Origin of the sequence: Arthrobacter sp. 18067, assembly GCF_902706295.1 — a bacterium.
Classification (GTDB): domain Bacteria; phylum Actinomycetota; class Actinomycetes; order Actinomycetales; family Micrococcaceae; genus Arthrobacter.
Map to the genome: position 1 here is coordinate 149,575 of NZ_CACSJJ010000006.1, position 26,530 is coordinate 176,104.

Genomic DNA, 26,530 nt, shown 5'->3' on the forward strand with positions numbered 1-26,530 from the left:
AACCTAGTCGTTGTTCTTCCGGAGGGCCTCAGTCAGCACCCGGGCAGCATTACAGACCACTTCGGCGTGCAGGCGGCCTGGCTGGCGTGTGAGGCGCTCGATCGGGCCGGAAATCGACACAGCGGCGATGACCCTTCCCGAGGGTCCGCGCACCGGGGCGGAAACCGAGGCGACCCCAGGCTCGCGTTCGCCCAGGCTCTGACCCCAGCCCCGGCGTCGTACTCCTGCCAGGACGGTGGGGGTAAAGCGGGCGTTCTGCAGCCCCTCCAGCAGGCGGTCGTGGTCTTCCCACGCCAGCAGCACCTGGGCGGCGGAGCCGGCCTTCATGGAGAGCTGGGTGCCCACCGGAATGGTGTCGCGCAGGCCGATGGGGCGTTCTGCCGAGGCCACGCAAACACGCCAGTCACCCTGCCGGCGGAAGATCTGGGCGCTTTCACCGGTGGCGTCACGCAACTGGATGAGGACCGGGCCTGCCGAGGCGATGAGGCGGTCTTCGCCTGCGGCGGATGCGAGCTCCACTAAACGGCTGCCGAGGACGAAGCGTCCCTGGATGTCGCGGCTCACCAACCGGTGATGAACCAGTGCCAGCGCGAGCCGGTGAACCGTAGGCCGGGCAAGGCCCGTGGCCGCTACAAGTTGCGCGAGTGTCGTGGGCCCGGCCTCGAGTGCATCGAGTACCTGGGCCGCTTTATCAATGACACCGACTCCACTAGAATTGTCCATGTAATGATATTGCCGTCTCATTATCTGAGATGCAAGTTGTTTCACTGGCCTATTTCACAAGCCTGCTGCTTCAGTAGATGAAGAACAGTTCAAGTGGATGGCCTCCATCCAACCGCAGTGAAGGGAGCAAGGCCGTGGGAAAGACACTGGCCGAGAAAGTCTGGGATGCGCACGTAGTGCGCAAAGGTGAGGGCGAAGGAGCCAATGCCCAGCCCGACCTTCTCTTCATCGACCTGCACCTCGTCCATGAAGTGACGTCCCCGCAGGCATTTGAAGGCCTGCGCCTGGCTGGCCGGCCCTTGCGCCGCGTTGACCTCACCATTGCCACGGAGGACCACAACACTCCCACGCTGGATATCGACAAGCCGATTGCCGATCTGACCAGCCGCACCCAGATTGAAACCCTGCGTGCAAACTGCAGGGAATTCGGCGTCCGCCTCCACTCCCTGGGCGACAAGGAGCAGGGCATTGTGCACGTCGTGGGTCCGCAGCTGGGCCTGACCCAGCCGGGTATGACGGTGGTCTGCGGCGATTCCCACACCTCCACCCACGGCGCCTTTGGTGCGCTGGCCATGGGTATTGGTACCTCCGAGGTTGAGCACGTCATGGCCACGCAGACACTGTCCTTGAAGCCGTTCAAGACCATGGCCATCAACGTTGAAGGCACCCTGCGACCCGGGGTCACCGCCAAGGACATCATCCTTGCCGTCATCGCCAAGATCGGCACCGGTGGCGGTCAGGGCTACGTGCTGGAATACCGTGGCTCCGCCATTCGGGCGCTGTCCATGGATGCCCGCATGACCATCTGCAACATGTCCATCGAAGCCGGCGCCCGCGCCGGCATGGTGGCTCCGGACCAGACCACCTACGACTACATGGAGGGCCGCCCCCACGCGCCCGAAGGCGCGGACTGGGATGCCGCCGTCGAGTATTGGAACACGCTGCACACGGACGCCGACGCGACCTTCGACGTCGAGGTGGACCTCGACGCCGACACCCTGGAACCCTTCGTGACGTGGGGTACCAACCCCGGCCAAGGCGTTTCCCTCTCGTCCAAGGTCCCGTCCCCGGAGGACTTCGGTGACGAGAACGCCAAGGCTGCCGCCGAGCGCGCACTCCAGTACATGGGCTTGGAAGCAGGGACGCCCATGAAAGACATCCGTGTGGATACGGTCTTCCTGGGGTCCTGCACCAACTCCCGCATCGAGGACCTCCGCGTAGCCGCCGACATCATCCGCGGCCGTGAAAAGGACCCCAAGGTCCGCATGTTGGTGGTCCCGGGATCGGCCCGTGTCAGGTTGGAGGCCGAAGCTGAAGGCCTGGACAAGGTCTTCAAGGAATTTGGTGCTGAATGGCGCTTTGCCGGATGCTCCATGTGCCTGGGCATGAACCCGGACCAGCTCGAGCCGGGTGAGCGGTGCGCATCAACGTCCAACCGCAACTTTGAGGGTCGCCAGGGCAAGGGTGGCCGCACCCACCTGGTCTCTCCTGTAGTGGCTGCTGCCACGGCCGTCCGTGGCACGCTGAGCTCGCCGTCGGACCTTGAGTCCGCTGCTGCAGGCACACTCACCGGAATCGCAGTCTAGGAGGATCACCATGGAAGCTTTCACTACCCACACCGGCATCGGCGTTCCGCTGCGCCAGAGCAACGTGGACACCGACCAGATCATCCCCGCGGTCTACCTCAAGCGCATCACGCGCACAGGCTTCGAAGACGCGTTGTTCGCCGCATGGCGCAAGGACGAGTCCTTCATCCTCAACCAAGCCCCGTTCAACGCCGGCTCCGTACTGGTGGCCGGACCCGATTTCGGAACGGGCTCCTCCCGTGAGCACGCTGTCTGGGCTCTGAAGGACTATGGCTTCAAAGCCGTCCTGTCCTCCCGGTTTGCCGATATTTTCCGGGGGAATTCCGGGAAGCAGGGACTCCTCGCGGCCCAAGTGGCACAGGATGACATCGAACTGATCTGGAAGGTCCTGGAAAATCATCCCGGCACTGAGGTCAAGGTTGACTTGGTCAGCAAGACGGTGGAGTGCGGCAACATTGTTGCGCCGTTCGACATCGACGACTACACCCGGTGGCGCCTCCTGGAAGGACTCGACGACATCGGCCTGACACTTCAGCACGAAGAAGACATCACTGCCTACGAGGCCACGCGTCCATCCTTCAAACCGAAGACGCTTCCCGCGAAAGTTGATGCTGGATAGCTTCTTGTTGTGAGGCCGCAGCTCTGTGGCTATTTGGACCGGTGGGCACCCTTGGGGACTGCCTGCCGGTCCTTTTTCGTCAACGTTCAACTGATGCCTGAGACCTTTGCCGCCGGGTGCGTCCATTTCGGTTCGGTAACGCGAGCTTCTATGCTTAGCTGGAGCCTTTGTAAGTTTGGGGGGCGAGTAGTCGTGAGGAAACCGGTATAGATGAGTAGTGTTCTGACAATCCGCGGTGGCGTCCCGTTAACAGGACGAGTGACCGTTCGCGGTGCCAAGAACCTGGTGCCCAAAGCCATGGTGGCGGCATTGCTGGGCAGTGAACCATCGGTGCTGAGGAACGTGCCGGAAATCAAGGATGTAGAGGTTGTCACCAGCCTGCTGCAGTTGCACGGCGTGACCGTCGCGAAGGATCCGGTAACGGGTGATCTCACCCTGGATCCAAAGGATGCCAAGACGGCCTCCAGCACAGCCATTGATGCCCATGCCGGCGACTCCAGGATTCCCATCCTGTTGTGTGGACCCCTGATCCACGCCATTGGCGAGGCCTTCATCCCGGATCTGGGTGGCTGCAAGATTGGCGACCGGCCCATTGACTACCACTTGAATGTTCTGCGCCAGTTCGGTGCAGTAGTGGAGAAGCGCCCGGGTGGCATCCACATCTCCGCCCCGCACGGTCTCCACGGAGCCAAGATCTCCCTGCCGTATCCCTCGGTTGGCGCCACCGAACAGGTCCTGCTCAGCGCAACGCGCGCCGAGGGCATTACCGAGCTTATCGGGGCCGCTACGGAGCCCGAGATCATCGACCTCATTGCGGTCCTGCAGAAAATGGGCGCCATCATCAGCGTCCAGACTGACCGGACCATCAGGATTGAGGGCGTCAAGGACCTGCGCGGGTACAACCACCGTGCACTCCCGGACCGCAACGAGTCCGCATCCTGGGCATCGGCTGCCTTGGTTACCCGGGGTGACATCTTCGTCGAAGGTGCCTCCCAGCGCGACATGATGACGTTCTTGAACACCTACCGCAAAGTAGGCGGCGGGATGGACATCGGCGACGACGGCATCCGCTTCTACCATCAAGGCGGCAAGCTTTCCCCCCTGGTCCTCGAGACGGATGTGCACCCCGGCTTCATGACAGACTGGCAGCAGCCCCTGGTAGTGGCCTTGACGCAGGCCGAGGGCGTATCGATCGTCCACGAGACCGTTTATGAGAACCGCTTCGGATTCACTGATGCCCTGGCGCGGATGGGTGCCAACATCCAGGTCCACCGTGAGTGTCTTGGCAGCGTACCCTGCCGGTTCGGACAGCGGAATTTCCTTCACTCAGCGGTGATCTCGGGCCCCACCCCGCTCCGTGGCACCGACATCGACATCCCGGATCTTCGCGGTGGTTTCAGCCACCTCATCGCGGCGCTTGCCGCCACCGGAACCTCCCGGGTCACAGGCATCGACATCATCAACCGCGGCTACGAGCGTTTTACCGAGAAACTGGCCGGCCTCGGCGCCGATTTCGATATCACCACCACCAAGTAGCGGGGGATCCTTTGAAGGAATCGGCCAAGAGCCGTGCCACGTTCATGCTGCTGGCGGGCCTCGCACGCCCGTTGATGAACATCCTGATGGCCAAGAAGTGGGAAGGGATCGAGAACCTTCCACCCGGCGGTTTCATCGCTGTGCCGAACCATTGCACAGAGATCGATCCCATCGTGATCGGACACATGGTGTACAACCAGAAGCGTCCGCCGCACTTCCTGGCGAAGACCGGACTCTTCAAGGTCCCTGTCCTGGGAGCCCTGCTTCATGCCACCCGGCAGATTCCGGTTGAACGCTCGACGGCGGGAGCGAACCGCTCGCTTCAAGTCGCCAAAGAGGTGGTGGATGCCGGCGGTGCCATCATCATCTATCCCGAGGGAACCCTGACCCGCGATCCCGATCTTTGGCCTATGAAGGGACACACCGGGGCTGCCCGGCTTGCCCTGCAAACGGGTGCTCCGGTGGTGCCTATGGCGCACTGGGGTGCCCACGAAGTCTTCCCGCGCTATGCCAAGCGTTTTCACGTTTTCCCGCGCAAAACGGTACGCGTCCTGATCGGGAAACCAGTGGACCTCAGCGCCTTCAGCGACCGGCCGATGGACCGTGCCACCCTGACCGAGGCCACCGAAGTCATCATGGAAGCCATCACCGGACTTCTGGCCACGCTTCGCAATGAGGCCGCTCCAGCTGAACGCTGGGATCCTGCTGTTCACAAACAGTCCAAGCACGGCCGCTTCGTTGAGCGCGGATCAGACGCACCGGAACCTGAGGAAGGTAAATGACCATTCTCCAAAGCACTGTCCATGCGCCGGACGTTGTGGCGGTTTTGGGTGCCGGATCATGGGGCACCACGTTTGCCAAGATCCTGGCGGACGCTGCAGCGGCTACGGGTACCGAACGCAGCATCCGGATCTGGGGCCGCCGCGCAGAAGTCGTGGAGCAGATCAATTCCCAGCATCGCAACGAGCAGTACTTGAAAGACATCGAGCTTCCTGGCTCGGTCTCCGCATCCACGGATGTGGCGGAGGTCCTCAAGGACGCCACCTTGGTGGTCCTGGCGGTGCCGGCCCAATCACTGCGGCCGCAACTGGGTGAGTGGAAGCCGTTGCTGGCCCCCGATGCCGTGGTCGTGTCCCTGATGAAGGGCTTGGAACTGGGAACTGACGCCCGGATGAGTGAAGTCATTGCGCAGGAGCTGGGGCTTCCAGCCTCCCGGGTAGCAGTGGTTTCAGGCCCCAACCTTGCGATGGAGATCGCCCGGGAGCAACCAACCGCTTCCGTGGTTGCCTGCAGCGACGCCGAAACGGCCGCTGCAATTGCCCTGTGCTGCACAGCCCCCTATTTCCGTCCATACACCAGCACAGACGTGGTGGGTGTTGAGATCGGCGGGATCGTCAAGAATGTGATCGCGCTTGCCGTGGGCATTTGCGAGGGCCGGCAAATGGGTGACAACACCAAGGCTTCGGTGATTACGCGAGGACTCGCTGAGACCTCCCGGCTTGCGCTTGCTCTTGGCGGAGAAGCCCACACCATGGCCGGCCTTGCCGGACTTGGCGACTTGGTGGCCACGTGTTCGTCAGCACTGTCCCGCAACCACGCCGCAGGCCGTTTGCTCGGCGAGGGACTCAGCCTGGAGCAGGTGGCGGAACAGATGACGCAGACCGCCGAAGGCATCAAATCCGGCCCCGCCGTGCATGAGTTGGCTGGCAAACTGAACGTTGAAATGCCTATCACAGCGGCCGTAGTAGCGGTGCTTGAAGGCAGAATGTCCGTTGATGACCTGGGACCACGACTGCTGGCCCGGGCCCTGAAGTCCGAAGGCGACTACTGATGGTGACAGATAACTCCACCCCTGCGGGCCGCCCCCGCGTAGCAATTCTCTTTGGAGGTCGCTCCAGCGAACACGCCGTCAGCTGCGTCACTGCGGCCGGTGTCATGGGAGCCATCGATAAGGACAAATACGAGGTCATACCCATTGGAATCGCCAAGTCGGGACAATGGGTGCTTGCTTCCGGAGATACCAGCCAGTGGTCGTTGAGTTCCACAGCGCTTCCCGAGGTGGCGCCTTCGGGCAGGACGGTCACCCTGGCCGAAGTGGGTGGCGAACACCAGCTCATCGTGACCGAGCCCAATGCCGTTCCGCAGGAGCTGGGTTCCGTGGACGTTGTGTTTCCCCTCCTGCATGGGCCCTGGGGAGAAGACGGAACCATCCAAGGCCTTCTGGAACTCTCCGATACCCGCTATGTGGGCGCCGGCGTTTTGGCCTCGGCTGTTGGCATGGACAAGCATTTCATGAAGGTGGTATTCGAATCTGCCGGCCTGGGCGTTGGACCGTACATTGCCGTCACGGACCGCGAATGGCTGACCGATGCGGAGGCCGTCCGGAAGCGTGTCGACAAGCTCGGGTTCCCCGTCTTCGTCAAGCCGGCCCGTGCAGGGTCGTCCATGGGAATCTCCAAGGTGGATTCCATGGAGGGTCTTGACGCAGCAATCGAAGAAGCCCGCCGCCATGACCTGAAGCTGGTCATCGAAGCCGGAATTGTTGGCCGCGAGATTGAATGCGCAGTGCTCCAAGGACGCGGCACGGAGACGCCGCGGACCTCAATGCCCGGTGAAATTGCGGTGGCTGCCGGAGAGCACCAGTTCTATGACTTCGCCGCCAAGTACGTGGAGGACGGCGCCGCAGCGCTGAGCTGCCCGGCCGACATGCCGGACGAAGCGATCAGCCGTGTGCGCGAACTTGCAGCCGTGGCCTTCGACGCCGTGGGAGCAGAAGGCCTGAGCCGGGTGGACTTCTTCTACACCCCTGCCGGTGAACTGATCATCAATGAGATCAATACCATGCCGGGCTTCACGCCCAAGAGTATGTACCCGCAAATGTGGGCGGCATCAGGCCTCGCCTACGGCGAGTTGATCGACGAACTGATTCATTTGGCGCTGACCCGCAAAACGGGCCTCCGCTAGCTGCCGGGCGGCCTGCGGAACTGCCGCTACTTGCTGGTGGGCAGGTTCTGCAGGTCTTCCTGGCCTACGCACTTTCCAGTGGCCTTGATCTTGCCCACTGCTGCTGCGAGTTCGGTCAGGACTGTTGCGGAACTGATGTTGGCCGCCTCCAGCTTGACCGGATCAATCAGGATCTCGGTGGCCGGCTCGCGGCCGAAAGTGGTCAGGGTGTAGACGGGATCGCCTTCCTTGATGACCCAGTCGATGTCATTGACACTTACGCAACGGTCCGTGGTTGGTCCTGGAACGTTCACACCGCACCGGAGGATGACCTGAGAAGGGTCACCCCATGCCGCAGTGGCCTGGCTGTTGGTCTTGCGGAGTGCTGCATCGCCGATCTGGTCCGGCAGGGCGACCATCATGGGGGCACAAGCAGGATTGGCGGCGTCTGCCGCAGCCGTGACGTCAACTGCGGGTGAACAAGCCGACAAAGCGAGGACGGAAGCTGAGGCCAGGCAAACAGCCAGCGCAGTCCGGCGAAGGGTCTTTTGATGCATCCATCCAGCCTATCCCGCGGGCACTGCCCACCGGATTTCGTGTATCCGTGGTCACATTGCCGTTCCTCCGCTGGAGATGGGCCGCGGCGTTATTCTGTCAGTGGATCGCGATAGCGTAGTGAAGTGCCCGGAGAACAGATGAGTGAAGTGCCCGGAGAACAGATGAGTGCAGTGCCCGAACAACAGATGAGTGCAGTGCCAGCAGAACAGTTAACCGTCCAAGACCTTTCGGAATCCGAGCTCCTTGCCAGGATCTTTCCGCGCCTGAACCGCAGTCCCGGCATCCTGTTGGGACCGGGGGACGATGCTGCCCTGATTGCGGCCCCGGACGGCCGAACGCTGATCTCCATCGATACCCAAACCCAGGACCAGGACTTCAGGCTGGAGTGGAGCAACGGTTACCGGACCACCGGGTTCGACGTCGGCTGGAAGGCTGCAGCCCAAAACCTCAGTGACATCAATGCCATGGGCGGCAGCGCCACGTCCCTGGTAGTGAGCCTGACCATGCCACCGTCTACACCGGTGGAATGGGTAGAGGCCTTCGCTGATGGCCTCACGGCGGCGATTATTGGCTTGGGCGCCCCTGATTGCTCTGTCGCCGGGGGAGACCTCGGACGGGGCCGTGAACTCGCAGTGACTGTGGCTGTCGTCGGAACACTGGGCGGAATGGCGCCGGTGCTGAGGTCCGGGGCCACGCCGGGTGACGTCGTTGCGGTCGCGGGGACCTTGGGGCGGGCAGGGGCCGGCTGGGCGCTGCTGGAGAGCAACGTTCCCTTGGACAGCCTGACGCCGGAGCTGCGGGGATTGGTGGACAACCAGTGCCGTCCGCAGCCACCACTTGAAGCCGGACCACTGGCTGCGCAAGGCGGTGCCACCGCTATGTTGGATATTTCCGACGGGCTGCTCCGCGACGGCAGCAGGTTGGCCGCGGCCAGTCACGTGATCCTGGATTTTGATCCGGGGGCCTTAAAGATCCACGCGCTGCCCTTGGAACCGGCAGCTGCATTGCTGGGCCGGGACGCTATGCCCTGGGTTCTCGGCGGGGGAGAGGACCATGGATTGCTAGCTACGTTCCCAGCCGGAATTCAGCTGCCGCGTGGGTTCACTGCGATAGGCTCAGTTCAAGCCGTTGTCGAGCCGCCAGGCAGCGGCGTCCGGATTGCCGGGCAAGCTGCTGACACCGTTGGATGGGATCACTTTGCAGACTAAGATCGCCGCGAATGCGCACGCCATGAGACGTTGGCTCGGCAAGGCGGAGGTGGTTCTCGGCAACCACAGCGACCGCCTCAACGCGATCAACATCTTCCCCGTGGCTGACGGTGACACCGGCACCAACCTGTATCTCACGGTTCGGGCGGCTGTGTCCGCCCTTGACGGCCCGGCGCCGGACACGAGCGAAACCGGAAACGACGTCGGCGCGGTTTTGTCGCGTGCCGGGCAGGCAGCCATGGAGCAGGCCCGGGGAAACTCGGGCACTCTCTTTGCTGTCTTCCTGTGTGCCGCCGCTGAGCCGTTGGCCGGCAAATCACGCCTTAGCGCGCCCCTTCTCGCCACTGCCCTGAACAGGGCCCAGATCCGGGCCTGGTCCGCGTTGAGCGAACCGGTAGCCGGGACCATGCTTTCGGTCCTGGAGGCAGCTGCGCATGCGGCACAGGCCGTGGACGCTTCCCATAACGCCGACGACAGCAACCATGCACTGGGCCTGGCACTCGATGCCGTAGTGGAAGCTGCCTTCCAGGCCGTGGTCCGCACCGAGGACGAACTCGCACAACTGCACGAAGCCCACGTGGTTGATGCCGGCGGCGTGGGCATGCTGCTGGTCCTTGACTGCCTCCGGTCAGCCGTCCTCGGTGAGGAGCTCCAGGACGAACTCCTGGACGGCCTCCATGGCTACAAACTGCAGGATCCCCACATCCATGAGCACATGCCGGCCGATGACGGCGTGGAAGTGATGTGCACCATTAACCTCTCGCCGTTGAATGCAGCTATTTTGCGGCAACGGCTGGATGAGATGGGCGATTCGGTCATCATGAGCCAGGTGGGCGGTGCTCAAAACCAGGATGATGACGACGACGAATCGACAGTGGAAGCCAGCTACCGGTGGCGGGTCCATGTCCACGTCCCTGACCCGGAGCCGGCAGTAGCCCTTATCCGCTCGCTGGGCGAGCCCACGGACATCGCCGTCAGCCAGTTGGCCCTGGCCCGCGGCAACATGCTGGAATCGGCTGAAGAGGATCCTGCCAAAGGTCAAGAGCCCAGCATTACAGGCCAGTCACGGCATGATTACTGAGCTGGAACTACCCCTCGAGCGGAGAATCGGTAAGCGGTCGGCAGCAGTCATCGAAAAGCACCTGGGTCTCAAAACCACAGGTGCCCTGCTGAACTACTTTCCGCGCCGTTATCTGAGCCGCGGTGAGCTGACCCCCATCAGCAATCTGCCACTGGATGAAGAAGTCACCCTCATCGCACGTGTCCTGTCCAACAGTACGCGCCAGATGCGGGCCCGCCGTGGTTCCATCACGGACGTGGTGGTGACGGACGAGGCTGGAGGCAGCGGCGTTCCAGGTACTTTGAAAGTCAGCTTCTTCAATGGGTTCCGGGCCAAGGCAGAACTCCTTGCCGGCCGCCGGGCAATGTTCTCTGGCAAGGTAAGCCGCTATGGCGGTGCGCTGGGCCTGACCAACCCGGACTTCCTGCTGCTGGACGAGGATCCCGGGGCGGAAGGCTCCATGGACCCCGAAAAGCTGGCAGCGATGCCCATCCCGGTCTATCCGGCAACGGCCAAGGTGACCAGTTGGTCCATCCACAAAGTGATTACTGCCCTGCTCCAGACCATGGACCTTGATGCATTGGAGGATCCACTTCCGGCAAGCATCGTCCAGAGGGACAGGTTGCTCAGCGTCGCTGAGGCTTACCGCTTGATCCATTCACCTGAGACCTCCAAGGATTGGCAGCGGGCCCAGGAGCGCTTTCGGTACCAGGAAGCCCTCGTGCTGCAAACGGCCTTGGCCCGCCGACGCGCCCAGCTTGCGGCGGAGGAAGCCACCGCACGACGACCCAGGGCGGGTGGGTTGCTCAGCAAGTTTGATCAAAATCTGCCCTTTACGCTGACCGCCGGCCAATCCGCCGTCGGAAAGACCCTTGCTGAAGAACTCGCCCGGGACACACCCATGAACCGGCTGCTGCAGGGCGAAGTGGGTTCCGGCAAGACCATCGTTGCTTTGCGCGCCATGTTGCAGGTGGTTGACGCTGGCGGCCAGGCTGCGCTCCTGGCGCCCACTGAGGTGCTGGCGGCCCAACACTTCCACTCCATCCGCAGGACTTTGGGGTCGTTGGCGGGCGATCATGTTTTCGGGGGCGCAGGGATGCTCGGCGGGGACTCGTCGCCGGACTCCGTGCAGGTCACACTCTTGACGGGCTCCATGCCCACGGCGGCGCGCAAGCAGGCAATGTTGGACGCTGCCTCGGGTAATGCCGGAATCGTGATCGGCACCCACGCTTTGCTGAGCGACAAAACGAGCTTCCAGGACCTCGGCTTGATCGTGGTTGATGAACAACACCGTTTCGGCGTGGAGCAACGTGACGCCCTCCGGGCCAAGGCGCAGCGGCCGCCCCACCTGCTGGTCATGACTGCCACCCCTATTCCGCGCACCGTGGCGATGACGGTTTTTGGTGACCTTGAGACCTCCATCCTCGATGAGCTTCCCGCCGGCCGGGCGCCAATTTCCACGCACGTGGTGGGACTGGTGGAGAATCCCGGCTGGGTGGACCGTATTTGGAAGCGGTCGCGCGAAGAAGTTGAATCAGGCCATCAGGTGTACGTGGTGTGTCCCAAAATTGGAGACGACGACGACGGCGACTTCAGCCCGGGCGAAGCGGAACCCAGCGACGCCGACCTTGCAGATGAAGGGTCGGCGCGGGAGTTGGCGTCGGTGACGGCCGTCGTCGAAAGCCTGCTGCAGGAGCCGGCCCTGGCGGGTGTTCCCGTAGCTCCGCTCCATGGCCGGCAGGACGCGCAAGTGAAGTCCGAGACCATGGCATCGTTCGCAGCCAACCAGACCAAGGTGCTCGTTTCCACCACTGTCATCGAGGTGGGTGTGGATGTCCATAACGCCACCTTGATGGTGATCCTGGACGCCGATCGCTTTGGAATTTCGCAACTTCACCAGCTCCGCGGCCGGGTGGGCCGTGGAGGACTGCCGGGTACTTGCCTGTTGGTCACCACGCTGGAACCCGGACACCCGAGCCGCCGGCGGCTTGAGGCAGTTGCCTCGACCACTGACGGCTTTGAACTCTCGCAGGAAGACTTGAAGCTCCGCCGCGAAGGCGACATCCTGGGTGCCTCGCAATCCGGTGGCCGCTCCACGCTGAAGTTGCTCCGTGTCCTTGACCACGAGGACATCATTGCCCGCGCGCGTACAGATGCACAAAGCCTTGTGGCAGAGGACCCATCCCTGCAGCACCAGCCGGCACTCGCTGCGGCAATTGACGAATACTTGAACCCCGAAAAGGAGGCGTTCCTTGAACGCGGTTAGACATCCAAGGGCCGGCCACAGCCGCGTAGCGTCCATTCATGGCGTGCGCCTGTGAGCCGGATTATTGCCGGTGTGGGCGGCGGAAACCCGCTCACCAGCGTCCCCGGAACCGCTACGCGGCCCACCACGGACCGGGTCAAGGAAGCGCTGTTTTCCCGTTTGGAATCCTTGGCGGTCATTGACGACGCCCGGGTCCTGGACCTCTATGCGGGCTCTGGTGCCTTGGGGATTGAAAGCGCCAGCCGGGGTGCCCGCACCGTGGATCTCGTGGAGTTCGATGCCAAAGCAAGCGACGTGTGCCAGCGCAATGCGGACTTGGTCAACCAGCTTTTGGACGTCAGGAAGGTCTCGGTCCACCGCTCCAAGGTGGAGTCCTTCCTGGAACGCGCGGGGGACACTGACGTGTGGGATCTTGTCTTCCTTGATCCGCCCTACCCCCTGGAGGAACCAGCCTTGAGTGCGGTGCTCGCAAAATTGGCGCCCCACATGGATGAGGGCGCTGTCATTGTGGTGGAACGAAGTTCACGGAGCCCTGAACCAGCGTGGCCTGAGTCCTTGGAATGCTTCGCGGACAAGAAGTATGGCGAGACCAAACTCTGGTTCGCTGAACCGGCCTGACAGGACGAAGCCGCCCCGCTAGCCGGTTATCCGGTCCAGGTCGATGCCGGTGAGGACGGTGGCTGGATGCGGACCCCGCGCCAGAAGCTCCGTTGTCCACTCCGGTGACCATGGCCCGCGGGTGCCTACCAGGATGATGTTGCCCGGGTAACGGCCTGCGAACATTCCCGTTTCAGCGAAGGCGGCGACGTCAGGCATGGCTTTGCGCATGGCTGCCACCTGGCTGCGTACCAGTGTCAGCGCAGGTTCATCGCCGACGTTGATGATCAACACCCCGTGGGGCTGCAGCCGCGCCGCGGCTTCTTCGTAGAACTCCTTGCAGGCAATGTGGGCCGGGGCATCAGGCCCGGAGAAGATATCGAGAATCACGACGTCGAACCGCACCTGGACGGGAAGCTCCGCCAAGGCATCGCGTGCGTCGCCGATGTGGTTGTGCAGTGTGGTGCCCGCAGGCATGGGCAGCTTTTGGAGCACGAAGTCCAGGAGCTCGCGTTCGAGTTCAACCGCGTACTGTTCAGAACCCGGGCGAGTGGCCTCGATGTAGCGGGCAAGAGTGAGCGCGCCTGCGCCCAAATGCAGGGCTGTGATGGGTGTTGCTGGTTCAGCGGCCAGGTCCACCACATGGCCGATTCTCCGCAGGTACTCGTAGAAGATCTCAGTTGGTTCCGCGAGATTCACGTGTGATTGCTCGGCGCCGCCGATGCTGAGGACGAAGCTGCCCTCAATGAGGGAGTCAGGTTCGATGGTGGCGTGCTGCCCCGTTGTGCGGAGGAAGCGCGTGGCGTAGTGCTGGCCGGAGCCTGTGGGATTCAGAGCCGGTCCTTGAGCGTGGCCAGGCGGCTGGCAGCTTCTTCCAGGACATCAGTCTTCTTGCAGAAGGCAAACCGGAGCAAACTCCGCGTCCGCTCAGCTCCTTCCGGGTGGCAGAAAACGGGAACGGGAATGGCTGCCACGCCAACGAGTCCGGGGAGGCGTCGTGCAAGGTCCACGGAATCGCGGATGCCCAGCGGCGCTGTGTCCACGTTGATGAAGTAGGTGCCGCTGGGGGTGTAGACGTCGAACCCTGCTGCGCGCAGCCCTTCGGCCAGGATGTCGCGTTTGTGTTGGAGCGTCGTGGCGATGCCTGTGTAGAACTCATCGGGAAGGCCGAGGCCAACGGCAATGGCACTCTGGAAGGGTGTACCGGAGCTGTAGGTCAGGAATTGCTTCACGGTCCGCACAGCTGATACCAGGTGTTCGGGTCCGCTGAGCCAGCCTATTTTCCAGCCCGTGAAGGAGAAGGTCTTTCCGGCGGAGGAGATGGTGATGGTCCGCTCCGCTGCTCCTGGCAGGGAGGTAATCGGGATGTGGGCCACGCCAAAGGTCAGGTGCTCGTAGACTTCATCGCTGACAATGATGGCGTCGTATTTGGCGGCAAGTTCCACGATCCTTGACAGGACGCTTTCGGGGAAAACGGCGCCTGTGGGGTTATGCGGATTGTTCAGCAAGACGATTTTGGTGCGGCTGCTGAAGGCATTTTCAAGTGCCGGCAGATCGGGAAGGAAGTCCGGGGCCAGAAGGGGAGCGGTGACGTGGGTGGCGCCTGCCATGCCGATGATGGCCCCGTAGGAGTCGTAGAAGGGTTCAAAGGTCAGTACTTCGTCGCCGGGCTGGACGAAGGCAAGCAGAGTGGCGGCGATCGCTTCTGTCGCGCCGGTGGTGACCAGGACTTCAGTGTCCGGATCCGGGGCCAGCCCGTAGAAGCGCTGCTGGTGTGCCGCGATGGCTTCCCTGAGGGCGGGAACGCCTTTGCCCGGTGCGTATTGGTTTGCTCCCGATTCGATGGCAGTCTGGGCAGCCGCCTTGATCTCGGCGGGTCCGTCTTCATCAGGGAAACCTTGGCCGAGGTTGATGGCGCCGGTGGAGAGTGCCAGCGTGGTCATCTCTTCGAAGATGGTCACTCCCAGCCCTCCCTCGGGCGAGAGCAGGTTGGCTCCGATGGCGGCCCGTTGCCACGGTGCTGCGCCGGTGTCCGGGGTGGTGCCGGCGCTGATATCTAGGGAGGGGCTGCTGCCTGCGGATGCCATGTCAGCCATGGTATCCCGGTGAAGCTATGGGGTAGGTTCGTCTCATGAGACGCGCGGTTTGCCCTGGATCCTTTGACCCTATCCACAACGGACATCTCGAAGTCATTGCGCGGGCCGCGGGCTTGTTCGACGAAGTCATTGTGGCCGTGTCCACCAATTACGCCAAGAAGTACCGGTTCAGCCTCGAAGACCGGATGGAGATGGCCCGCGAAACGCTGGCATCGCTTCGAGGGATAATCGTCGAGCCGATGGGTGAAGGACTGTTGGCGGAATACTGCCGTCACAGGGGCATCTCGGCCATCGTCAAAGGCCTCCGTTCGTCCTCTGACTTCGACTACGAATTGCCGATGGCCACGATGAACCGCCAGCTGGCCGGAGTGGAGACAGTGTTCCTCCCGGCGGAAGCACACTACGTCCACCTGTCCTCCACGCTCATCAAAGAGGTCAACGTGCTGGGAGGGGATATCTCTGATTTTGTCCCCAAATCCGTGCTTAAGCGGCTGCTCGCGGGCGAGCCTGCAACGGAACACCCGCGCAAAGGGTAGTCTTGATGGGTACCTCGCGCCCTTATGCGGAGTGCCCCAAGCTGAAACCACGTGCATTTGCGCGCGCCCGGCGTCGGTTTGAGTCCTCAAGCGTGATCAGGCTAAGATGGTACGTCGGTCATATGTTCTACAGGAGTTCTCATTAAGCGAGATGCAAGTTCGCCCTTGGCGCTGGTAGTCAAGGACCTTGGACGTAGTCCAGGGACCATGCGGACACTCAACGAGCATGTACCTGCGCCAAGTGACCTTGGTGTGGCGCTCATTGGCGTAAAGGAAGGCTCGGATGTCGAGCTGGATCTTCGTCTTGAGGCCGTACACGAAGGAATTCTGGTATCCGGAACCGTAGACGTCGAAGTAACTGGCGAATGCGGTCGATGCCTGGATCCCCTTGCGTATGACCTTGAGGTCAATGTGCAAGAACTTTTCTTCTACGAAGGCTTTGAGCTTTCGGGCGAAGAAGACGATGAAGAGCAACGTCGAGTCGAGTACGATCTAATCGATCTTGAGCCGGTGTTGCGGGACGCAGTTGTCACTATGCTGCCGTTCCAGCCGGTGTGCCGGGAAGACTGCCAGGGTCTGTGTTCCGAATGCGGAGCGCGCCTGGAAGACGAGCCGGGGCACCACCACGAGGTCATTGACCCTCGCTGGGCTGCCCTAGCTGATCTGGCTAAGACTGACCGGCAAACCGATTAGTAAGTGTTCGTCTAAGAGAGAAATGAGATAGCCGTGGCTGTTCCCAAGCGGAAAATGTCTCGCGCAAATACACGCGCCCGCCGTGCCCAGTGGAAGGCAACTGCCCCCAACTTGGTCAAGACCATCGAAAACGGTCAGGTTACCTACAGCCTGCCGCACCAGGCAAAGGTCGTTACTGACTCTGCCGGCACCGCGCTGTTCCTTGAATACAAGGGCCGCAAGGTCGCAGACGCCTAATCTGCCGTACAGGCTGACTAAGGATGTCTTCAACTGAAGAGCTTCTGAAGCGTCTCGGTGTCTCGATTGACACCGAGACGCTTCGTCTTGCTCTGACACATCGCTCATACGCGTATGAGAATGGCGGGATTCCCACCAACGAGCGCCTCGAGTTCCTCGGCGACTCAATCCTGGGATTCTCCGTCACCGATTCTCTCTACCGTGAGAACCCCACGCTGCCCGAAGGTGAGCTCGCCAAGCGGCGCTCCGCCGTCGTCAGCACGCGTGCGCTGGCCGGGATCGGCCGCGAAATCGGCGTTGGCGAGTTCATCTATCTCGGGCAAGGCGAGAAGCTGACCGACGGTAAGAACAAAGCCTCCATCCTGGCCGACACCATGGAAGCCTTGATCGGCGCCACGTACCTGTCGAACGACATGGAAACCGCACGCCAATTGGTCATGCGCCTGGTGGGTCCGCTCCTCAAGGACGCCGGCGCCCTTGGCGCAGGGACCGACTGGAAGACGAGCATCCAGGAACTCACTGCCAGCCGGCAACTTGGTGCCATCCACTACGCAGTGGAAGGTTCGGGGCCGGACCATGCCCGCACTTTTGAGGCAGTACTGAACATCGGCGGCACTCCTTACGGCCGCGGTTCAGGCCATTCCAAAAAGGAAGCGGAACAGGAAGCAGCCGCTGATGCCTGGCGCGCCTTGACCGCCTTGGACCCGACGCCTGCCGGTCCTGCGTCTGCCTGAACACCCATGCCTGAGCTTCCCGAAGTAGAGGTAGTGCGTCGCGGCCTCGCCCGTTGGGTCCGTGGACGTTCCATCACCGGCGTCGAGGTCATCGATCCACGCTCCATCCGACGACATGCCCTCGGCACGGAAGACTTCATCGGGAACCTTGAGCACGCCACTGTGCTGGACGTCGTTCGCCGGGGAAAGTTCCTTTGGATGCCCCTGGCCATGAACACTCCGCACGATGCCACACCCGAAGACCTCCCCAAAGTGGCGCTGATGGCGCATCTGGGAATGAGCGGCCAACTGCTGATGCAGGACCCGGCCGTACCGGACGAAAAGCACCTCAAGGTCAGGATCAAGCTCAGCCCGGTGGAAAGCATGCCGGAGCAGTTGCGGTTCGTGGATCAAAGGATTTTTGGCGGCCTGTTCGTGACGGCACTGGTACCGACGTCCGACGGCGGCCCCGGCGGCTTGGGCGAAACGCCCTTGCCCGAGATCGCGGAAGAAGCATCCCACATTGCCCGGGATCCGCTTGACCCGTACTTTTCGTTCGACGCGTTCTATCGAAAGATCAAGAACCGCAAAACAGGCATCAAGAGGGCGCTGCTGGACCAGTCCGTCATATCGGGCATTGGCAACATATATGCCGATGAAGCTTTGTGGCGCGCCCGCCTCCACTACGCCAGGGCAACGGACACGATGCGCCGTGCCGATGCCGAGCGGCTGGTAGAGGCCGTGAAGGACGTGATGAACGCCGCGTTGGCTGCAGGCGGGACAAGTTTCGATTCCCTCTATGTCAATGTCAACGGCGATTCCGGTTACTTCGCCCGGTCGCTCAATGCCTATGGGCGTGCTGGCGAATTGTGCGGCCGCTGCGAGGCAATCGGCCTGCACAGCATCATGAAGAGGGAACAGTTCATGAACCGTTCCTCCTATACTTGCCCGGTGTGCCAACCCCGACCACGGAACGGACGTTGGTAGCGCCAAAACTGTTCCGGAATCGGGATCACAATGGCAGACTGTCCCCATGAACAGCTTGGCGCTTCGAATCGCCATCGCAAAGGTCAACGCCACCACAATGTGGGTGGCGTCATTTCTACCTGCAGCCGTTTTTGAATCCAGGGGCAACCGACCTCTTCGCAGCCCAGGTATGCCATGATGGCGCGGCGGCTCGTCATAGCTGGTCTTTGCCTTGCTGTGCTGATCGCCGCCGTGGCCATTGTGCTCGACCAAATGGCAAAGCCAGGATCCACATCCGCGCAGAGCCCGTCGTCGTCCAGTTCAAGCCCCGGCGTTGGTGGTAGTTCCACCGGTGCCGGCACGCCCACGCCCGGAAGTACGGCGTCGGACGTTGCGAACAGCGGAACCGAGGGCAGCGGCAGCGGGAGCGGCGGCACCGAAGGTAATGCCGGCGCGCCCACCCCAAAGCCCCTCGAGGTCCTGCCGCCAGTAACCGCTACTCCTACTGGATTGCCCGAACCGACCACGCCGGAACCTCTTATTACCGGGGCGCTCCCGGCACCTGGCAGCGCGGACGGTGTACTGGTGGACGGTTGGCCGGATGGAGTCCTTTCGCTGCCATCCGGGACCACCATCGGGTCCACGTCTGTTTCAACATCCGGCAACATCCTCCAACTGACAGCGGACGGCATCATTGCCAAGCCGCGGGCCGAGGTCCTGGATTCCTTCCGCCAATCGCTGGTCTCCCACGGCTTCTGGTCCGAGGAAGCCCCGGCGACGGACGGTGCCGTGGCCGCACGCTTCGTCAGAGGCACAGACACGGTGACTGTTTCTGTGTCGACGACGGGGACAGGAAGCTCACGCTTCCAGCTGTTGGGCAGCCTGCACACAACGGCGGAGTAGGGGAATCCATGTACATTTCGCTCTCAGATCGCAGCGGCGGTAAACGGGACAAATCACAGGGCAACGGAACGGCACTGAAAGCAGAGGTGCCGTTCCGTTTGTCTCCGGTAATCCTGTGGTTGGGCATCGTGAGCATGGTGACGGATGTTTCCTCTGAATCCGTCACGGCAGTACTTCCCTTGTATGTGACGGGGTTCCTCGGACTGTCAACCATCGCCTTTGGCTTTATTGACGGCATCAACCAGGGCGCCAGCGCGATCGTCAGGATCGCGGCCGGTTGGGCAGCCGATCGCAGCGGCCATCCAAAGCGGATAGCTTTGGCCGGCTACGGCTTGTCGATGCTTGCCAGGGTTGGTTTCCTGTTCGCTGGAGGGTTCTGGGCTATCGCGGCCATTGTGACCGGCGACCGGATTGGCAAAGGCATTCGCACGGCTCCCAGGGACGCGCTGATCTCGGTGTCCGCCCAACCCGAACATTTGGCCCGGTCCTTCGGCGTTCACAGAATGCTGGACAATATTGGGGCCGCAGCCGGGCCGCTCATCGCGTTCTTTGTCCTCTTGATGATTCCCAACGGTTTCAGCACCGTTTTTGTGGTGTCTCTCGCCTTCGCAGTGATCGGGGTTGCCGTCCTCGCCTTGGTTGTTCCGGATATCAGTGCCCATGGCCTGAAAAGCGCTGACGGGCGGGAGGGCAGGCGGCTCTTCGCCTTCTCGTGGAGCCATTTGAAGGAACCTGGGCTCGGTAAACTTCTGATCGCTGCCGGCCTTTTGGGTCTGGTGACCATCGGTGACGGCTTCATTTACCTGGTGCTGCAAGCCAGGGACTCGTTCGCCGTCCAATGGTTTCCGTTGTTGTTCGTAGGCACCAATGTGGTCTTCCTGGCTCTCGCGATTCCGTTGGGGCGGCTGGCTGACCGGGTAGGCAAGGTGCCTGTATTCGTCGGCGGACACATCGCGTTGCTCGCTACTTATCTCCTCGCCGCCGCACCCTTTGGAGGGCTGTGGGGAACCTTGGGCTGCTTGGTCCTGCTGGGAGCGTTCTACGCGGCGACCGATGGGGTACTGGCCGCCTTGGCCAGCCAACTCACACCGGCAGGCAAACTTGCCACCGGCATTGCGTCGGCACAAACGGTGGTGGCGCTGAGCAGGATGACCGCTTCTGCGGGCTTTGGAGTGCTCTGGTATGCCGTGGGCGCACCAACGGCCATGGTGGTGGCAGGCGGCTTGCTGGCTTGTGCAGTGGTGGCTGTCGTCTTTGTACTGAGAAGTGCCACGCCCCGAGTTGGCGCGGACACAGGCGGCCGCACATGAGCGGAACGCTGACCGGAGGAAAGATGCGATGGGGCATTCTCCTCACTGTCACCGTACTTGTCCTGGTGGGGGCAGGCATCTACGCCTTTGGCGCTTACCAGCGTTTTGAAGAGAGCCGGACCGCAGCATCATCCGTGGGTGTCACGGCGGGCCAGCCGCTTCCGAATGCTCCCTTCGTCCTTTTTCGGAACACGGCATCGGGCCAGGGTTATGGCAACGCGGCAACAGTCCCGCTCACCGCTCCGGGCGGTTCACGGGCGGTGAGTGAACAGGAGTGCGACCGCGTCTATGGAACAGCCGAAACCGTGGTGTGCCTCAAGACAAACCGAGGCCTGGTGACCTCGTTCGAAGCGGCCGTCCTGAACCGCGACTGGCAGGTGCAACGCTCGTGGCCGGTCCCTGGTATTCCGAGCAGGACAAGGGTAAGTGCTGACGGCTCCATGATCGCCACGACCGTCTTTGTCACCGGCCACTCCTATGCGACAGCGGGTTTTTCCACGGCCACCGAGATCAGCCTGCCGGGCGGGAGCTCAGGGAACCTTGAGGACTTCGCGCTGATGGTGAACGGTGAGCGATTGGTGGCAACGGACAGGAACATCTGGGGGGTGACCTTCGCCCCGGGCGAGAGTGACCTCTTCTATGCCACCGCTGCATCGTCGGGTCGCATCTGGCTGGTCCGGGGGAGTCTGTCCGCCAAGACCCTCACTGCCATCCACGACAACGTGGAATGCCCATCGATCTCGCCTGACGGCACGCGGATCGCCTACAAGAAGAACGACGGCGGAGCACTGGCTGCCCATTGGAAAGTCGCTGTGCTTGACCTCGCGACCGGACAGGAGACGGTCCTTTCCGAGAAGCGCAGCGTGGATGACCAGATCGAATGGCTGGACAACCAAAACCTTCTCTACGGTTTGGCAGATGAGGCTGTGGAAGGGGACAGCAACATCTGGCAGCTGGGCACCACTCCGGGTTCCCAGCCGGTTATGTTCATTGCCCATGCGTGGTCACCCAGCGTTGTCCGCTGAAAGTATTTGTCCGTTGAAGGCTGTTGCAGGCTGGCCGGTGGCCTCAGCAGAGCCCGAGCAACCCGCAGAGCAACCCGCCGGACTGCGTAGGACTTGGCGAGGGGCTCGGTGAAGGACTCGGTGAGGCGGTGGACGTCGCCGTGGGTGAGGGTGTGGGAGTAGGCGTGGCCGTAGGAGTAGCTGTGGGTGATGGTGACGGTGCAACCAACTGTTGGGGAGCGGTGGTGGAGTACACCACATCCACAAAGTAGTTGGTCGCGTTCCAGGAACTGGCCGGCATAACTCCGCCGGAGCCGTACCGGTACCGGCCGTTGTTCGGGCCACTGGCTGTGAACACACCGCTTGTGTAGGTCTGGTTGAAGAACGCCGAGGTGTAGGAGTAGCGGCCGTTGGGTGCCCTGTACGAGACCACGTAGGTTTGGCCTGTCACCAACGCCACCGGGGCAGCCAATGTAGCTGTTTGCCAGCCCGTGGCCGTCTCGTTGGTGAAGGTCACCTGTGCCAGGCGGGTGCCCGCCGAGTTCCAGAGTGATCCCACGTGGGTTCCAGTGTTGCCGGCCCCCTTGTAGAAACGTATGCCTGTCACGTTCCCGGCCTGGGAAACAGTGAAGGCTGTCCCCAGCTCGACCGACAGGATGTCCGGCGCCGAGACCGTTTGGGGCGTCAGCGAGCCGAAGATCGTGGACACCTGGACGGTGGGGGCGGCGGTGGTGAATTGCCAGGTGGTGGTGGCGAAAGCCTGCCCTTGTTGGGAGACGACGTTGGCCACGCTGGCGGATATCACGGTGCTGTTGGGCAGTGCCGCGGTTGGCGTGAAGGTTACGGTCCTGCTGTCCGCAGAAAGGGCAGCTGCACCGGCTACCGGATTGCCGTTCGCTGTCAAGGTGAACGACGCTCCTGGATTAATGGCGGAAGAGAAGGTGATGGAAGGCTTCACATCTGTCGGAATGCCTGTGGCCCCCGGGGCCGGTACCTGTTCGGATACTGTCAGGGGCTGCGTTGCCGTAGCGAACACCACATCCACCAGATAGCTGGCGGTGGAGGAGGAACCCGGGAAGTCGCTGTTGTAGGCGAAGGCCCCCGAATCTGTGTCAGTACGCAACGGACCGCTGGTGAGGCCCGCACCAAATCCGCCGGCGGTGTAGGAGTACTTGCCGGTGGGAGCCTTGTACGCGGCAACGTACTCAGTGTCGGCCTCGATAGCCACCGGTTGGCTGAATGTTGCGGTCTGCCAACCTGTACTTGATTCGTTGGTGAACGTGACAGTTGCCAGGCGTTGTCCTGCGGCCGTGTAGAGCGATCCGGTGTGTGTTCCCGTGTTACCGGCCGCCTTATAGAAACGCACGCCGGTGATCTGGCCCGCAGTGTCGCTGGCGAACCTGACACCGAGGGACAACGGAACGCCGTCATCGGCGTCGGGCGTCGTGGGTGTCACCGTGTCCTGATAGAGCGTGCACGGACACACGCCCGGCGTGCGCGGTGCAGGAACTGTGGTGAAGGTCCACGTACCACCAGCGGACATCGGCTGACCGGAGACCGACGTAGCTGTCACCGTCGCCGTGTACGAGGTCCCTGCCGCCAACGGAGCGGTCGGCGTAAAGGTGACCTTACGGGTCGCGGAGTCGTAGGCCGATGTACCGGCTACTGCGGCGCCGCTGGTCACTTTCACTGCCATGCTGACGCTGGACGCTACTGCAGCCTCGGACAGCACTGCGCTGACTGCAGTGTTCAGCGGAACACTGGAGGCACTTGGCAGCGGTGAATGCGAACCGACAGTGAACGGCGTATTGGGCACCGTCACCACTACGTCCACCAGGTAACTGGCGGTGGATCGTGACGAGGCAAAGTCGCCGCTGTAGGTGTACGCCCCAGCATCCGATGCTGCCCGCAGTGGTCCAACGCTGAGTCCTGACCCGAAGCCGTTGGCAGTTGCCGAATACGTTCCGGTCAGGGACTTGTAGGACACGATGTATTCGGTGTTTGCAGCCATCTGGACCGGCTGGCTGAACATTGCAGTCTGCCACCCGGACGCACTCTCGTTAGTGAATGCCACCGTGGCCAGCTGCTGGCCTGTGGCCGTGTAGAGGGCGCCGTTGTGGGTGCCGGTGTTTCCCGCGGACTTGTAGAAACGGACACCCAGCACCTCGCCGGCAGAAACGCTGGAGAACCGCACGCCCAAGGTCACCGGCACGCCTTCACGCAGCTCGGCGATCCCCGGCGTGACGGAGTCATCGAAGAGGCTGCAAGGGCAGGCGCCGGGAACCGGCAGCGTAGCTGCTGTCGTAAAGGACCAGGTACCACCGGCTGTCACTGGGCCGCCGATCGAATCGGTGCCGGACAACGTAGCCGTGAATTGGGTACTGAACGCCAACGCGCTCGACGGCGTGAAGGTCGCCCGCCGCGTCGCGGCGTCGTACGCCGTAGTTCCTGCCACTGGACCCGACGGCGACTGCAACGTCAGCTGTACGCTGGCCGCCGTGACGGGCTTGGAGAACACGGCGCTTACCTTGGTATTCACGGACACGCTCGACGACGACGGGATGGGCGTGTGGCCCGATACCGTCATGGGGGAGCTGTCTACAGTGCTGAAGAGCGCATCCGCGAAGTAGTTGCCACCGTTGAAACTGGTGGTTGGGAAGCCTTGGGACGTGCTGTACACGCCTGCCGGTTCAGCTCCGAAACCACCGGCCACCTTCAACGGGGCGTCCGTGGAACCAAAGCTCGCCCATTGATAATCCTTGGTGGCGTAGTGGCCATTGGGTGCCCAGTAGGAGGCCGTGTATTTCTGCCCGGCCGCGACGGGGACGGCCTGGCTGAACAGGGCTGTTTGCCAGCCGGACGCCGTCTCGTTGGTGAATGTGGCCGTAGCCAGGCGCTCGCCGGTGGAGCTCCACAGGGAGCCCGTGTGCGTTCCGGTGTTTGCTGTGCTCTTGTAGAAGCGGACACCCGTGATGAAGCCGTCCACTGAAGGGGTGAAACGCAGGCCCATTTCGTAGGCACCGCCGTCACCGGAATCCTTGACCACCGGTACCGTCTGGCCGAAGACGCTGTAAGGGCCGCTCAGGGTGATACTCCTGGTCACGGTGGCACCGATGTTGGCGCTGTCGTCAATCGCCCGTGCCTGAATGGTTGCCGTGGTGAGACCCTTCTGGATGTAGGTGTAAGTCCAGCTTTGTTTTCCTGTGGCGGGGTGCCAGGTCGCACCGCCATCCGTTGAAACTTCGACGCCGGCCACCACGCCGCCCACGTCGGCGGCAGTTCCGGTCACGGTTACGCTGCTGCCGTGTGCCACTGTGGCTCCGGTGGCGGGAGCCGAGATGGCCACCGTTGGTTTGGTAGTGTCGGTGCTCGCCACGGCGGCAACCAGCCCGGCCGCCCTTGTGGCCGGCTGCGCGCCCATGTCCGCGAGGATGTTGACCTGCGCCTGCCTCATGCGGACATCGGCAGCCGCGCCGTCGCCGTCGTGCTCCTGGTCCAAGCCCCAGGTCCACTGGACGCTGCCGGCAGAGAATACCAACGCGCCACTGGCTGCGCGGTAGAGGGTCACGTTGTGGGTGGTGCTGCCCGGGGCGACGGTATTACCGAAGTCTTGAAGGTACTCGGGAACGCTGCCCACAGTGGTGGACAGCCGGATGAGTCCCGCGGGTCGGAACCCGTTGTCCAGGTCCTCATTGGATTCATAGCCGACGGTGTGCGGCGCGAGGGCGGCAGAGGAACCTGCGGCCAGGGATGCCAGCGTAGTGTTCCGCCAGAGCCTGGTCTTGCCTTCGTCCGCTTTCACGGTGACCGGCAGGTCCGAGTGGTTGGACATATAGATAGTGCCTGTCACAGCATTTTCGGGCAGGCCTCCGCCGTTGGCTTGGGAGGCGAAGCGCGGGTCGCGCCACGTGCCGGTCCACTGTGCGCTGGGATCGATCTTGGCATTACCCCAGGTTTCCTTGTAGCAGGTCAGAGTGCGGTTGGCTGCACCGTCAACCGTCGACGGCTCAAACCTGGTACGCCAGTACATTTCGTTGCCCGAAAGGAACTGAAGGTTAACGCCGGCATCCCTCGCGGCTGTGACATTGGCCCGTTGTGGGCCCGACCAGTATTCGTCGTGACCGACGGACAGGAAGACCTTGTGGTTCAGCAGCTCGGCGCCGTTGCGGTCCGTGTCAAGGCCGCTGATGTAGCTGACGTCATAGCCGTTCTGTTCCAGGAAGCGCACCATGGGGTATTCGTTGGAGAAGTAGAAGTCCCTGCCGCCCGGACCATCCCTGGTTGCCATCGGCCGGTTGTAGCTGACCTTGTAGGACCGGCCGTTGGCGGCGCCTTGGTAGTAGTCGGAGCCTCCGTAGGTGTTGTAGGCCTGCCAGGTCTGGTCCGAAGTCTGGAAGACCACGGCGGAGCGGTTGCCGTCGTTTCGGACGATGAACGTGATGTGGCTTTTTGCCCCGGTATCGGGGCGTGTGAGGAGCGCAATATAGACACCCGATACTGCGGTGGCAGGGACCTGCCACGTCGCAGATACTGCCCAGGTGCCGCAGTCATAGAGTTCCGTGGTGAGGTCGCTGCGGCATGCCGGTTGGTTCTGGCGCAGGACGGACGGCGTCACATCGGCGATCTTGCGTGCACCGTTGCCCGCATACCAGCCCGTCCGGTAGATCCCTATGGTGTAGCTCGTGGCGTTCGTATCCACCTTGAAACGTATGGGTTGGCCTGCGTTGACGCTGATCTCGGTGGAGAAGCCTTGGATACTGTCATCTCCGGCACCGTTGATATCCCACTCGGAGGGCGGACTTCCGGTCTTGGAGTTCTCGCAGGCCACAAGGTTCACCACGGGGTCGCAGGGACCCGCAGCCACTGCCGCTGGTGCAGTGAGGGGCAAGAGGGCGGCCACCATTGCGATCACCATGGGCACTAAGAAACCCTTGAGGACTCGCTGGGGTCGGTTGACTGAAGTACCGGGCATCAGA

Annotated in this window: 23 protein-coding genes; 18 read left to right on the forward strand and 5 right to left on the reverse strand. The window is 62.4% G+C overall.

Annotated features, from left to right (window positions below; all coding sequences use genetic code 11):
- Nucleotides 1–3: 3 nt before the first annotated feature.
- Nucleotides 4–723, reverse strand: coding sequence for an IclR family transcriptional regulator (locus tag GVL04_RS08020; RefSeq protein WP_014922101.1), 720 nt, complete (start codon nucleotides 721–723; stop codon nucleotides 4–6).
- Between the two features lie 134 nt (nucleotides 724–857).
- On the opposite strand from GVL04_RS08020, the gene leuC reads away from it, so the two are divergent.
- The 6 genes from leuC to GVL04_RS08050 all read left to right on the forward strand — a co-directional run bounded on the left by leuC (nucleotide 858) and on the right by GVL04_RS08050 (nucleotide 7,428).
- Nucleotides 858–2,309 (forward strand): 3-isopropylmalate dehydratase large subunit, encoded by a 1,452-nt coding sequence (gene leuC / locus GVL04_RS08025; RefSeq protein ID WP_159702245.1) that lies wholly within the window; start codon nucleotides 858–860, stop codon nucleotides 2,307–2,309.
- Between the two features lie 10 nt (nucleotides 2,310–2,319).
- Entirely contained in the window at nucleotides 2,320–2,928 is a 609-nt protein-coding gene (leuD, locus tag GVL04_RS08030; protein ID WP_159702248.1) for a 3-isopropylmalate dehydratase small subunit, read from the forward strand.
- Nucleotides 2,929–3,138: 210 nt separating this feature from the next.
- Nucleotides 3,139–4,464: a UDP-N-acetylglucosamine 1-carboxyvinyltransferase gene (murA, locus tag GVL04_RS08035; RefSeq protein ID WP_159702251.1), complete on the forward strand. Its 1,326-nt coding sequence runs from the start codon at nucleotides 3,139–3,141 to the stop codon at nucleotides 4,462–4,464.
- Nucleotides 4,465–4,475: 11 nt separating this feature from the next.
- On the forward strand, nucleotides 4,476–5,246 hold the full coding sequence (locus tag GVL04_RS08040) for a 1-acyl-sn-glycerol-3-phosphate acyltransferase (protein WP_159702254.1): 771 nt from the start codon (nucleotides 4,476–4,478) through the stop codon (nucleotides 5,244–5,246).
- Complete coding sequence (locus tag GVL04_RS08045) at nucleotides 5,243–6,295, forward strand: NAD(P)H-dependent glycerol-3-phosphate dehydrogenase (RefSeq protein ID WP_159702257.1); 1,053 nt, start codon at nucleotides 5,243–5,245, stop codon at nucleotides 6,293–6,295. Before GVL04_RS08040 ends, GVL04_RS08045 begins: the two co-directional genes overlap by 4 nt.
- The gene (locus tag GVL04_RS08050; RefSeq protein ID WP_159702260.1) at nucleotides 6,295–7,428 is read left to right on the forward strand and encodes a D-alanine--D-alanine ligase family protein; all 1,134 of its coding nucleotides are present in this window, start codon (nucleotides 6,295–6,297) and stop codon (nucleotides 7,426–7,428) included. The genes GVL04_RS08045 and GVL04_RS08050 overlap by 1 nt, the downstream gene beginning before the upstream one ends.
- A 26-nt stretch (nucleotides 7,429–7,454) precedes the next feature.
- Here GVL04_RS08050 and GVL04_RS08055 read toward each other — a convergent pair whose 3' ends face one another.
- Entirely contained in the window at nucleotides 7,455–7,964 is a 510-nt protein-coding gene (locus tag GVL04_RS08055) for a DUF3515 family protein (protein ID WP_159702263.1), read from the reverse strand.
- Between the two features lie 186 nt (nucleotides 7,965–8,150).
- Here GVL04_RS08055 and GVL04_RS08060 point away from each other — a divergent pair, with 186 nt between their 5' ends.
- From GVL04_RS08060 to rsmD, 4 genes are read left to right on the forward strand one after another with little or no spacing between them, the layout of a single operon-like run.
- The gene (locus tag GVL04_RS08060) at nucleotides 8,151–9,173 is read left to right on the forward strand and encodes a thiamine-phosphate kinase (protein ID WP_235036215.1); all 1,023 of its coding nucleotides are present in this window, start codon (nucleotides 8,151–8,153) and stop codon (nucleotides 9,171–9,173) included.
- 22 nt (nucleotides 9,174–9,195) lie between these two features.
- Entirely contained in the window at nucleotides 9,196–10,254 is a 1,059-nt protein-coding gene (locus tag GVL04_RS08065; protein WP_159702269.1) for a DAK2 domain-containing protein, read from the forward strand.
- Entirely contained in the window at nucleotides 10,244–12,499 is a 2,256-nt protein-coding gene (locus GVL04_RS08070; protein WP_159702272.1) for an ATP-dependent DNA helicase RecG, read from the forward strand. The genes GVL04_RS08065 and GVL04_RS08070 overlap by 11 nt, the downstream gene beginning before the upstream one ends.
- A gap of 51 nt (nucleotides 12,500–12,550) precedes the next feature.
- Complete coding sequence (rsmD, locus tag GVL04_RS08075) at nucleotides 12,551–13,117, forward strand: 16S rRNA (guanine(966)-N(2))-methyltransferase RsmD (RefSeq protein WP_159702275.1); 567 nt, start codon at nucleotides 12,551–12,553, stop codon at nucleotides 13,115–13,117.
- Nucleotides 13,118–13,135: 18 nt separating this feature from the next.
- Here rsmD and GVL04_RS08080 read toward each other — a convergent pair whose 3' ends face one another.
- Together GVL04_RS08080 and GVL04_RS08085 are read right to left on the reverse strand one after the other, a co-directional pair.
- Nucleotides 13,136–13,795, reverse strand: a complete 660-nt coding sequence (locus tag GVL04_RS08080) for a spermidine synthase (RefSeq protein ID WP_159702278.1) — start codon at nucleotides 13,793–13,795, stop codon at nucleotides 13,136–13,138.
- Nucleotides 13,796–13,926: 131 nt separating this feature from the next.
- A complete protein-coding gene (locus tag GVL04_RS08085; protein WP_159702281.1) occupies nucleotides 13,927–15,192 on the reverse strand; it encodes an aminotransferase class I/II-fold pyridoxal phosphate-dependent enzyme in 1,266 nt (421 codons plus the stop codon).
- Between the two features lie 35 nt (nucleotides 15,193–15,227).
- Here GVL04_RS08085 and coaD point away from each other — a divergent pair, with 35 nt between their 5' ends.
- The 8 genes from coaD (at nucleotide 15,228) to GVL04_RS08125 (ending at nucleotide 21,575) form a co-directional block, all read left to right on the forward strand.
- Nucleotides 15,228–15,728, forward strand: a complete 501-nt coding sequence (coaD, locus tag GVL04_RS08090; protein ID WP_159702284.1) for a pantetheine-phosphate adenylyltransferase — start codon at nucleotides 15,228–15,230, stop codon at nucleotides 15,726–15,728.
- 165 nt (nucleotides 15,729–15,893) lie between these two features.
- Nucleotides 15,894–16,421, forward strand: a complete 528-nt coding sequence (locus tag GVL04_RS08095; RefSeq protein WP_159702287.1) for a DUF177 domain-containing protein — start codon at nucleotides 15,894–15,896, stop codon at nucleotides 16,419–16,421.
- 33 nt (nucleotides 16,422–16,454) lie between these two features.
- On the forward strand, nucleotides 16,455–16,658 hold the full coding sequence (gene rpmF / locus GVL04_RS08100) for a 50S ribosomal protein L32 (protein WP_011775139.1): 204 nt from the start codon (nucleotides 16,455–16,457) through the stop codon (nucleotides 16,656–16,658).
- 23 nt (nucleotides 16,659–16,681) lie between these two features.
- Entirely contained in the window at nucleotides 16,682–17,392 is a 711-nt protein-coding gene (rnc, locus tag GVL04_RS08105) for a ribonuclease III (protein ID WP_159702290.1), read from the forward strand.
- A 6-nt stretch (nucleotides 17,393–17,398) separates the two neighbouring features.
- Nucleotides 17,399–18,358, forward strand: coding sequence for a bifunctional DNA-formamidopyrimidine glycosylase/DNA-(apurinic or apyrimidinic site) lyase (gene mutM / locus GVL04_RS08110; RefSeq protein ID WP_159702293.1), 960 nt, complete (start codon nucleotides 17,399–17,401; stop codon nucleotides 18,356–18,358).
- Nucleotides 18,359–18,532: 174 nt separating this feature from the next.
- On the forward strand, nucleotides 18,533–19,240 hold the full coding sequence (locus GVL04_RS08115; RefSeq protein WP_159702296.1) for a hypothetical protein: 708 nt from the start codon (nucleotides 18,533–18,535) through the stop codon (nucleotides 19,238–19,240).
- 86 nt (nucleotides 19,241–19,326) lie between these two features.
- Nucleotides 19,327–20,550 (forward strand): MFS transporter, encoded by a 1,224-nt coding sequence (locus tag GVL04_RS08120; RefSeq protein ID WP_159702401.1) that lies wholly within the window; start codon nucleotides 19,327–19,329, stop codon nucleotides 20,548–20,550.
- Nucleotides 20,547–21,575 carry a PD40 domain-containing protein gene (locus GVL04_RS08125; protein ID WP_159702299.1) on the forward strand — a complete coding sequence of 343 codons (1,029 nt, stop codon included), beginning with the start codon at nucleotides 20,547–20,549 and terminating at the stop codon, nucleotides 21,573–21,575. The genes GVL04_RS08120 and GVL04_RS08125 overlap by 4 nt, the downstream gene beginning before the upstream one ends.
- A 43-nt stretch (nucleotides 21,576–21,618) precedes the next feature.
- Here GVL04_RS08125 and GVL04_RS08130 read toward each other — a convergent pair whose 3' ends face one another.
- Nucleotides 21,619–26,526, reverse strand: a complete 4,908-nt coding sequence (locus tag GVL04_RS08130; protein WP_159702302.1) for a DUF4082 domain-containing protein — start codon at nucleotides 26,524–26,526, stop codon at nucleotides 21,619–21,621.
- Nucleotides 26,527–26,530: the final 4 nt, after the last annotated feature.

What these genes read in the sequence shown, in the direction of transcription:
- GVL04_RS08020 (WP_014922101.1), bottom strand. Translation starts at nt 723, where the DNA reads ATGGACAATTCTAGTGGAGTCGGTGTCATTGATAAAGCGGCCCAGGTA.
- leuD (WP_159702248.1), top strand. Translation starts at nt 2,320, where the DNA reads ATGGAAGCTTTCACTACCCACACCGGCATCGGCGTTCCGCTGCGCCAG.
- murA (WP_159702251.1), top strand. Translation starts at nt 3,139, where the DNA reads ATGAGTAGTGTTCTGACAATCCGCGGTGGCGTCCCGTTAACAGGACGA.
- GVL04_RS08045 (WP_159702257.1), top strand. Translation starts at nt 5,243, where the DNA reads ATGACCATTCTCCAAAGCACTGTCCATGCGCCGGACGTTGTGGCGGTT.
- GVL04_RS08050 (WP_159702260.1), top strand. Translation starts at nt 6,295, where the DNA reads ATGGTGACAGATAACTCCACCCCTGCGGGCCGCCCCCGCGTAGCAATT.
- GVL04_RS08055 (WP_159702263.1), bottom strand. Translation starts at nt 7,964, where the DNA reads ATGCATCAAAAGACCCTTCGCCGGACTGCGCTGGCTGTTTGCCTGGCC.
- GVL04_RS08060 (WP_235036215.1), top strand. Translation starts at nt 8,151, where the DNA reads ATGAGTGCAGTGCCAGCAGAACAGTTAACCGTCCAAGACCTTTCGGAA.
- GVL04_RS08065 (WP_159702269.1), top strand. Translation starts at nt 9,196, where the DNA reads ATGAGACGTTGGCTCGGCAAGGCGGAGGTGGTTCTCGGCAACCACAGC.
- GVL04_RS08070 (WP_159702272.1), top strand. Translation starts at nt 10,244, where the DNA reads ATGATTACTGAGCTGGAACTACCCCTCGAGCGGAGAATCGGTAAGCGG.
- GVL04_RS08085 (WP_159702281.1), bottom strand. Translation starts at nt 15,192, where the DNA reads ATGGCTGACATGGCATCCGCAGGCAGCAGCCCCTCCCTAGATATCAGC.
- coaD (WP_159702284.1), top strand. Translation starts at nt 15,228, where the DNA reads ATGAGACGCGCGGTTTGCCCTGGATCCTTTGACCCTATCCACAACGGA.
- rnc (WP_159702290.1), top strand. Translation starts at nt 16,682, where the DNA reads ATGTCTTCAACTGAAGAGCTTCTGAAGCGTCTCGGTGTCTCGATTGAC.
- mutM (WP_159702293.1), top strand. Translation starts at nt 17,399, where the DNA reads ATGCCTGAGCTTCCCGAAGTAGAGGTAGTGCGTCGCGGCCTCGCCCGT.
- GVL04_RS08115 (WP_159702296.1), top strand. Translation starts at nt 18,533, where the DNA reads ATGATGGCGCGGCGGCTCGTCATAGCTGGTCTTTGCCTTGCTGTGCTG.
- GVL04_RS08125 (WP_159702299.1), top strand. Translation starts at nt 20,547, where the DNA reads ATGAGCGGAACGCTGACCGGAGGAAAGATGCGATGGGGCATTCTCCTC.
- GVL04_RS08130 (WP_159702302.1), bottom strand. Translation starts at nt 26,526, where the DNA reads ATGCCCGGTACTTCAGTCAACCGACCCCAGCGAGTCCTCAAGGGTTTC.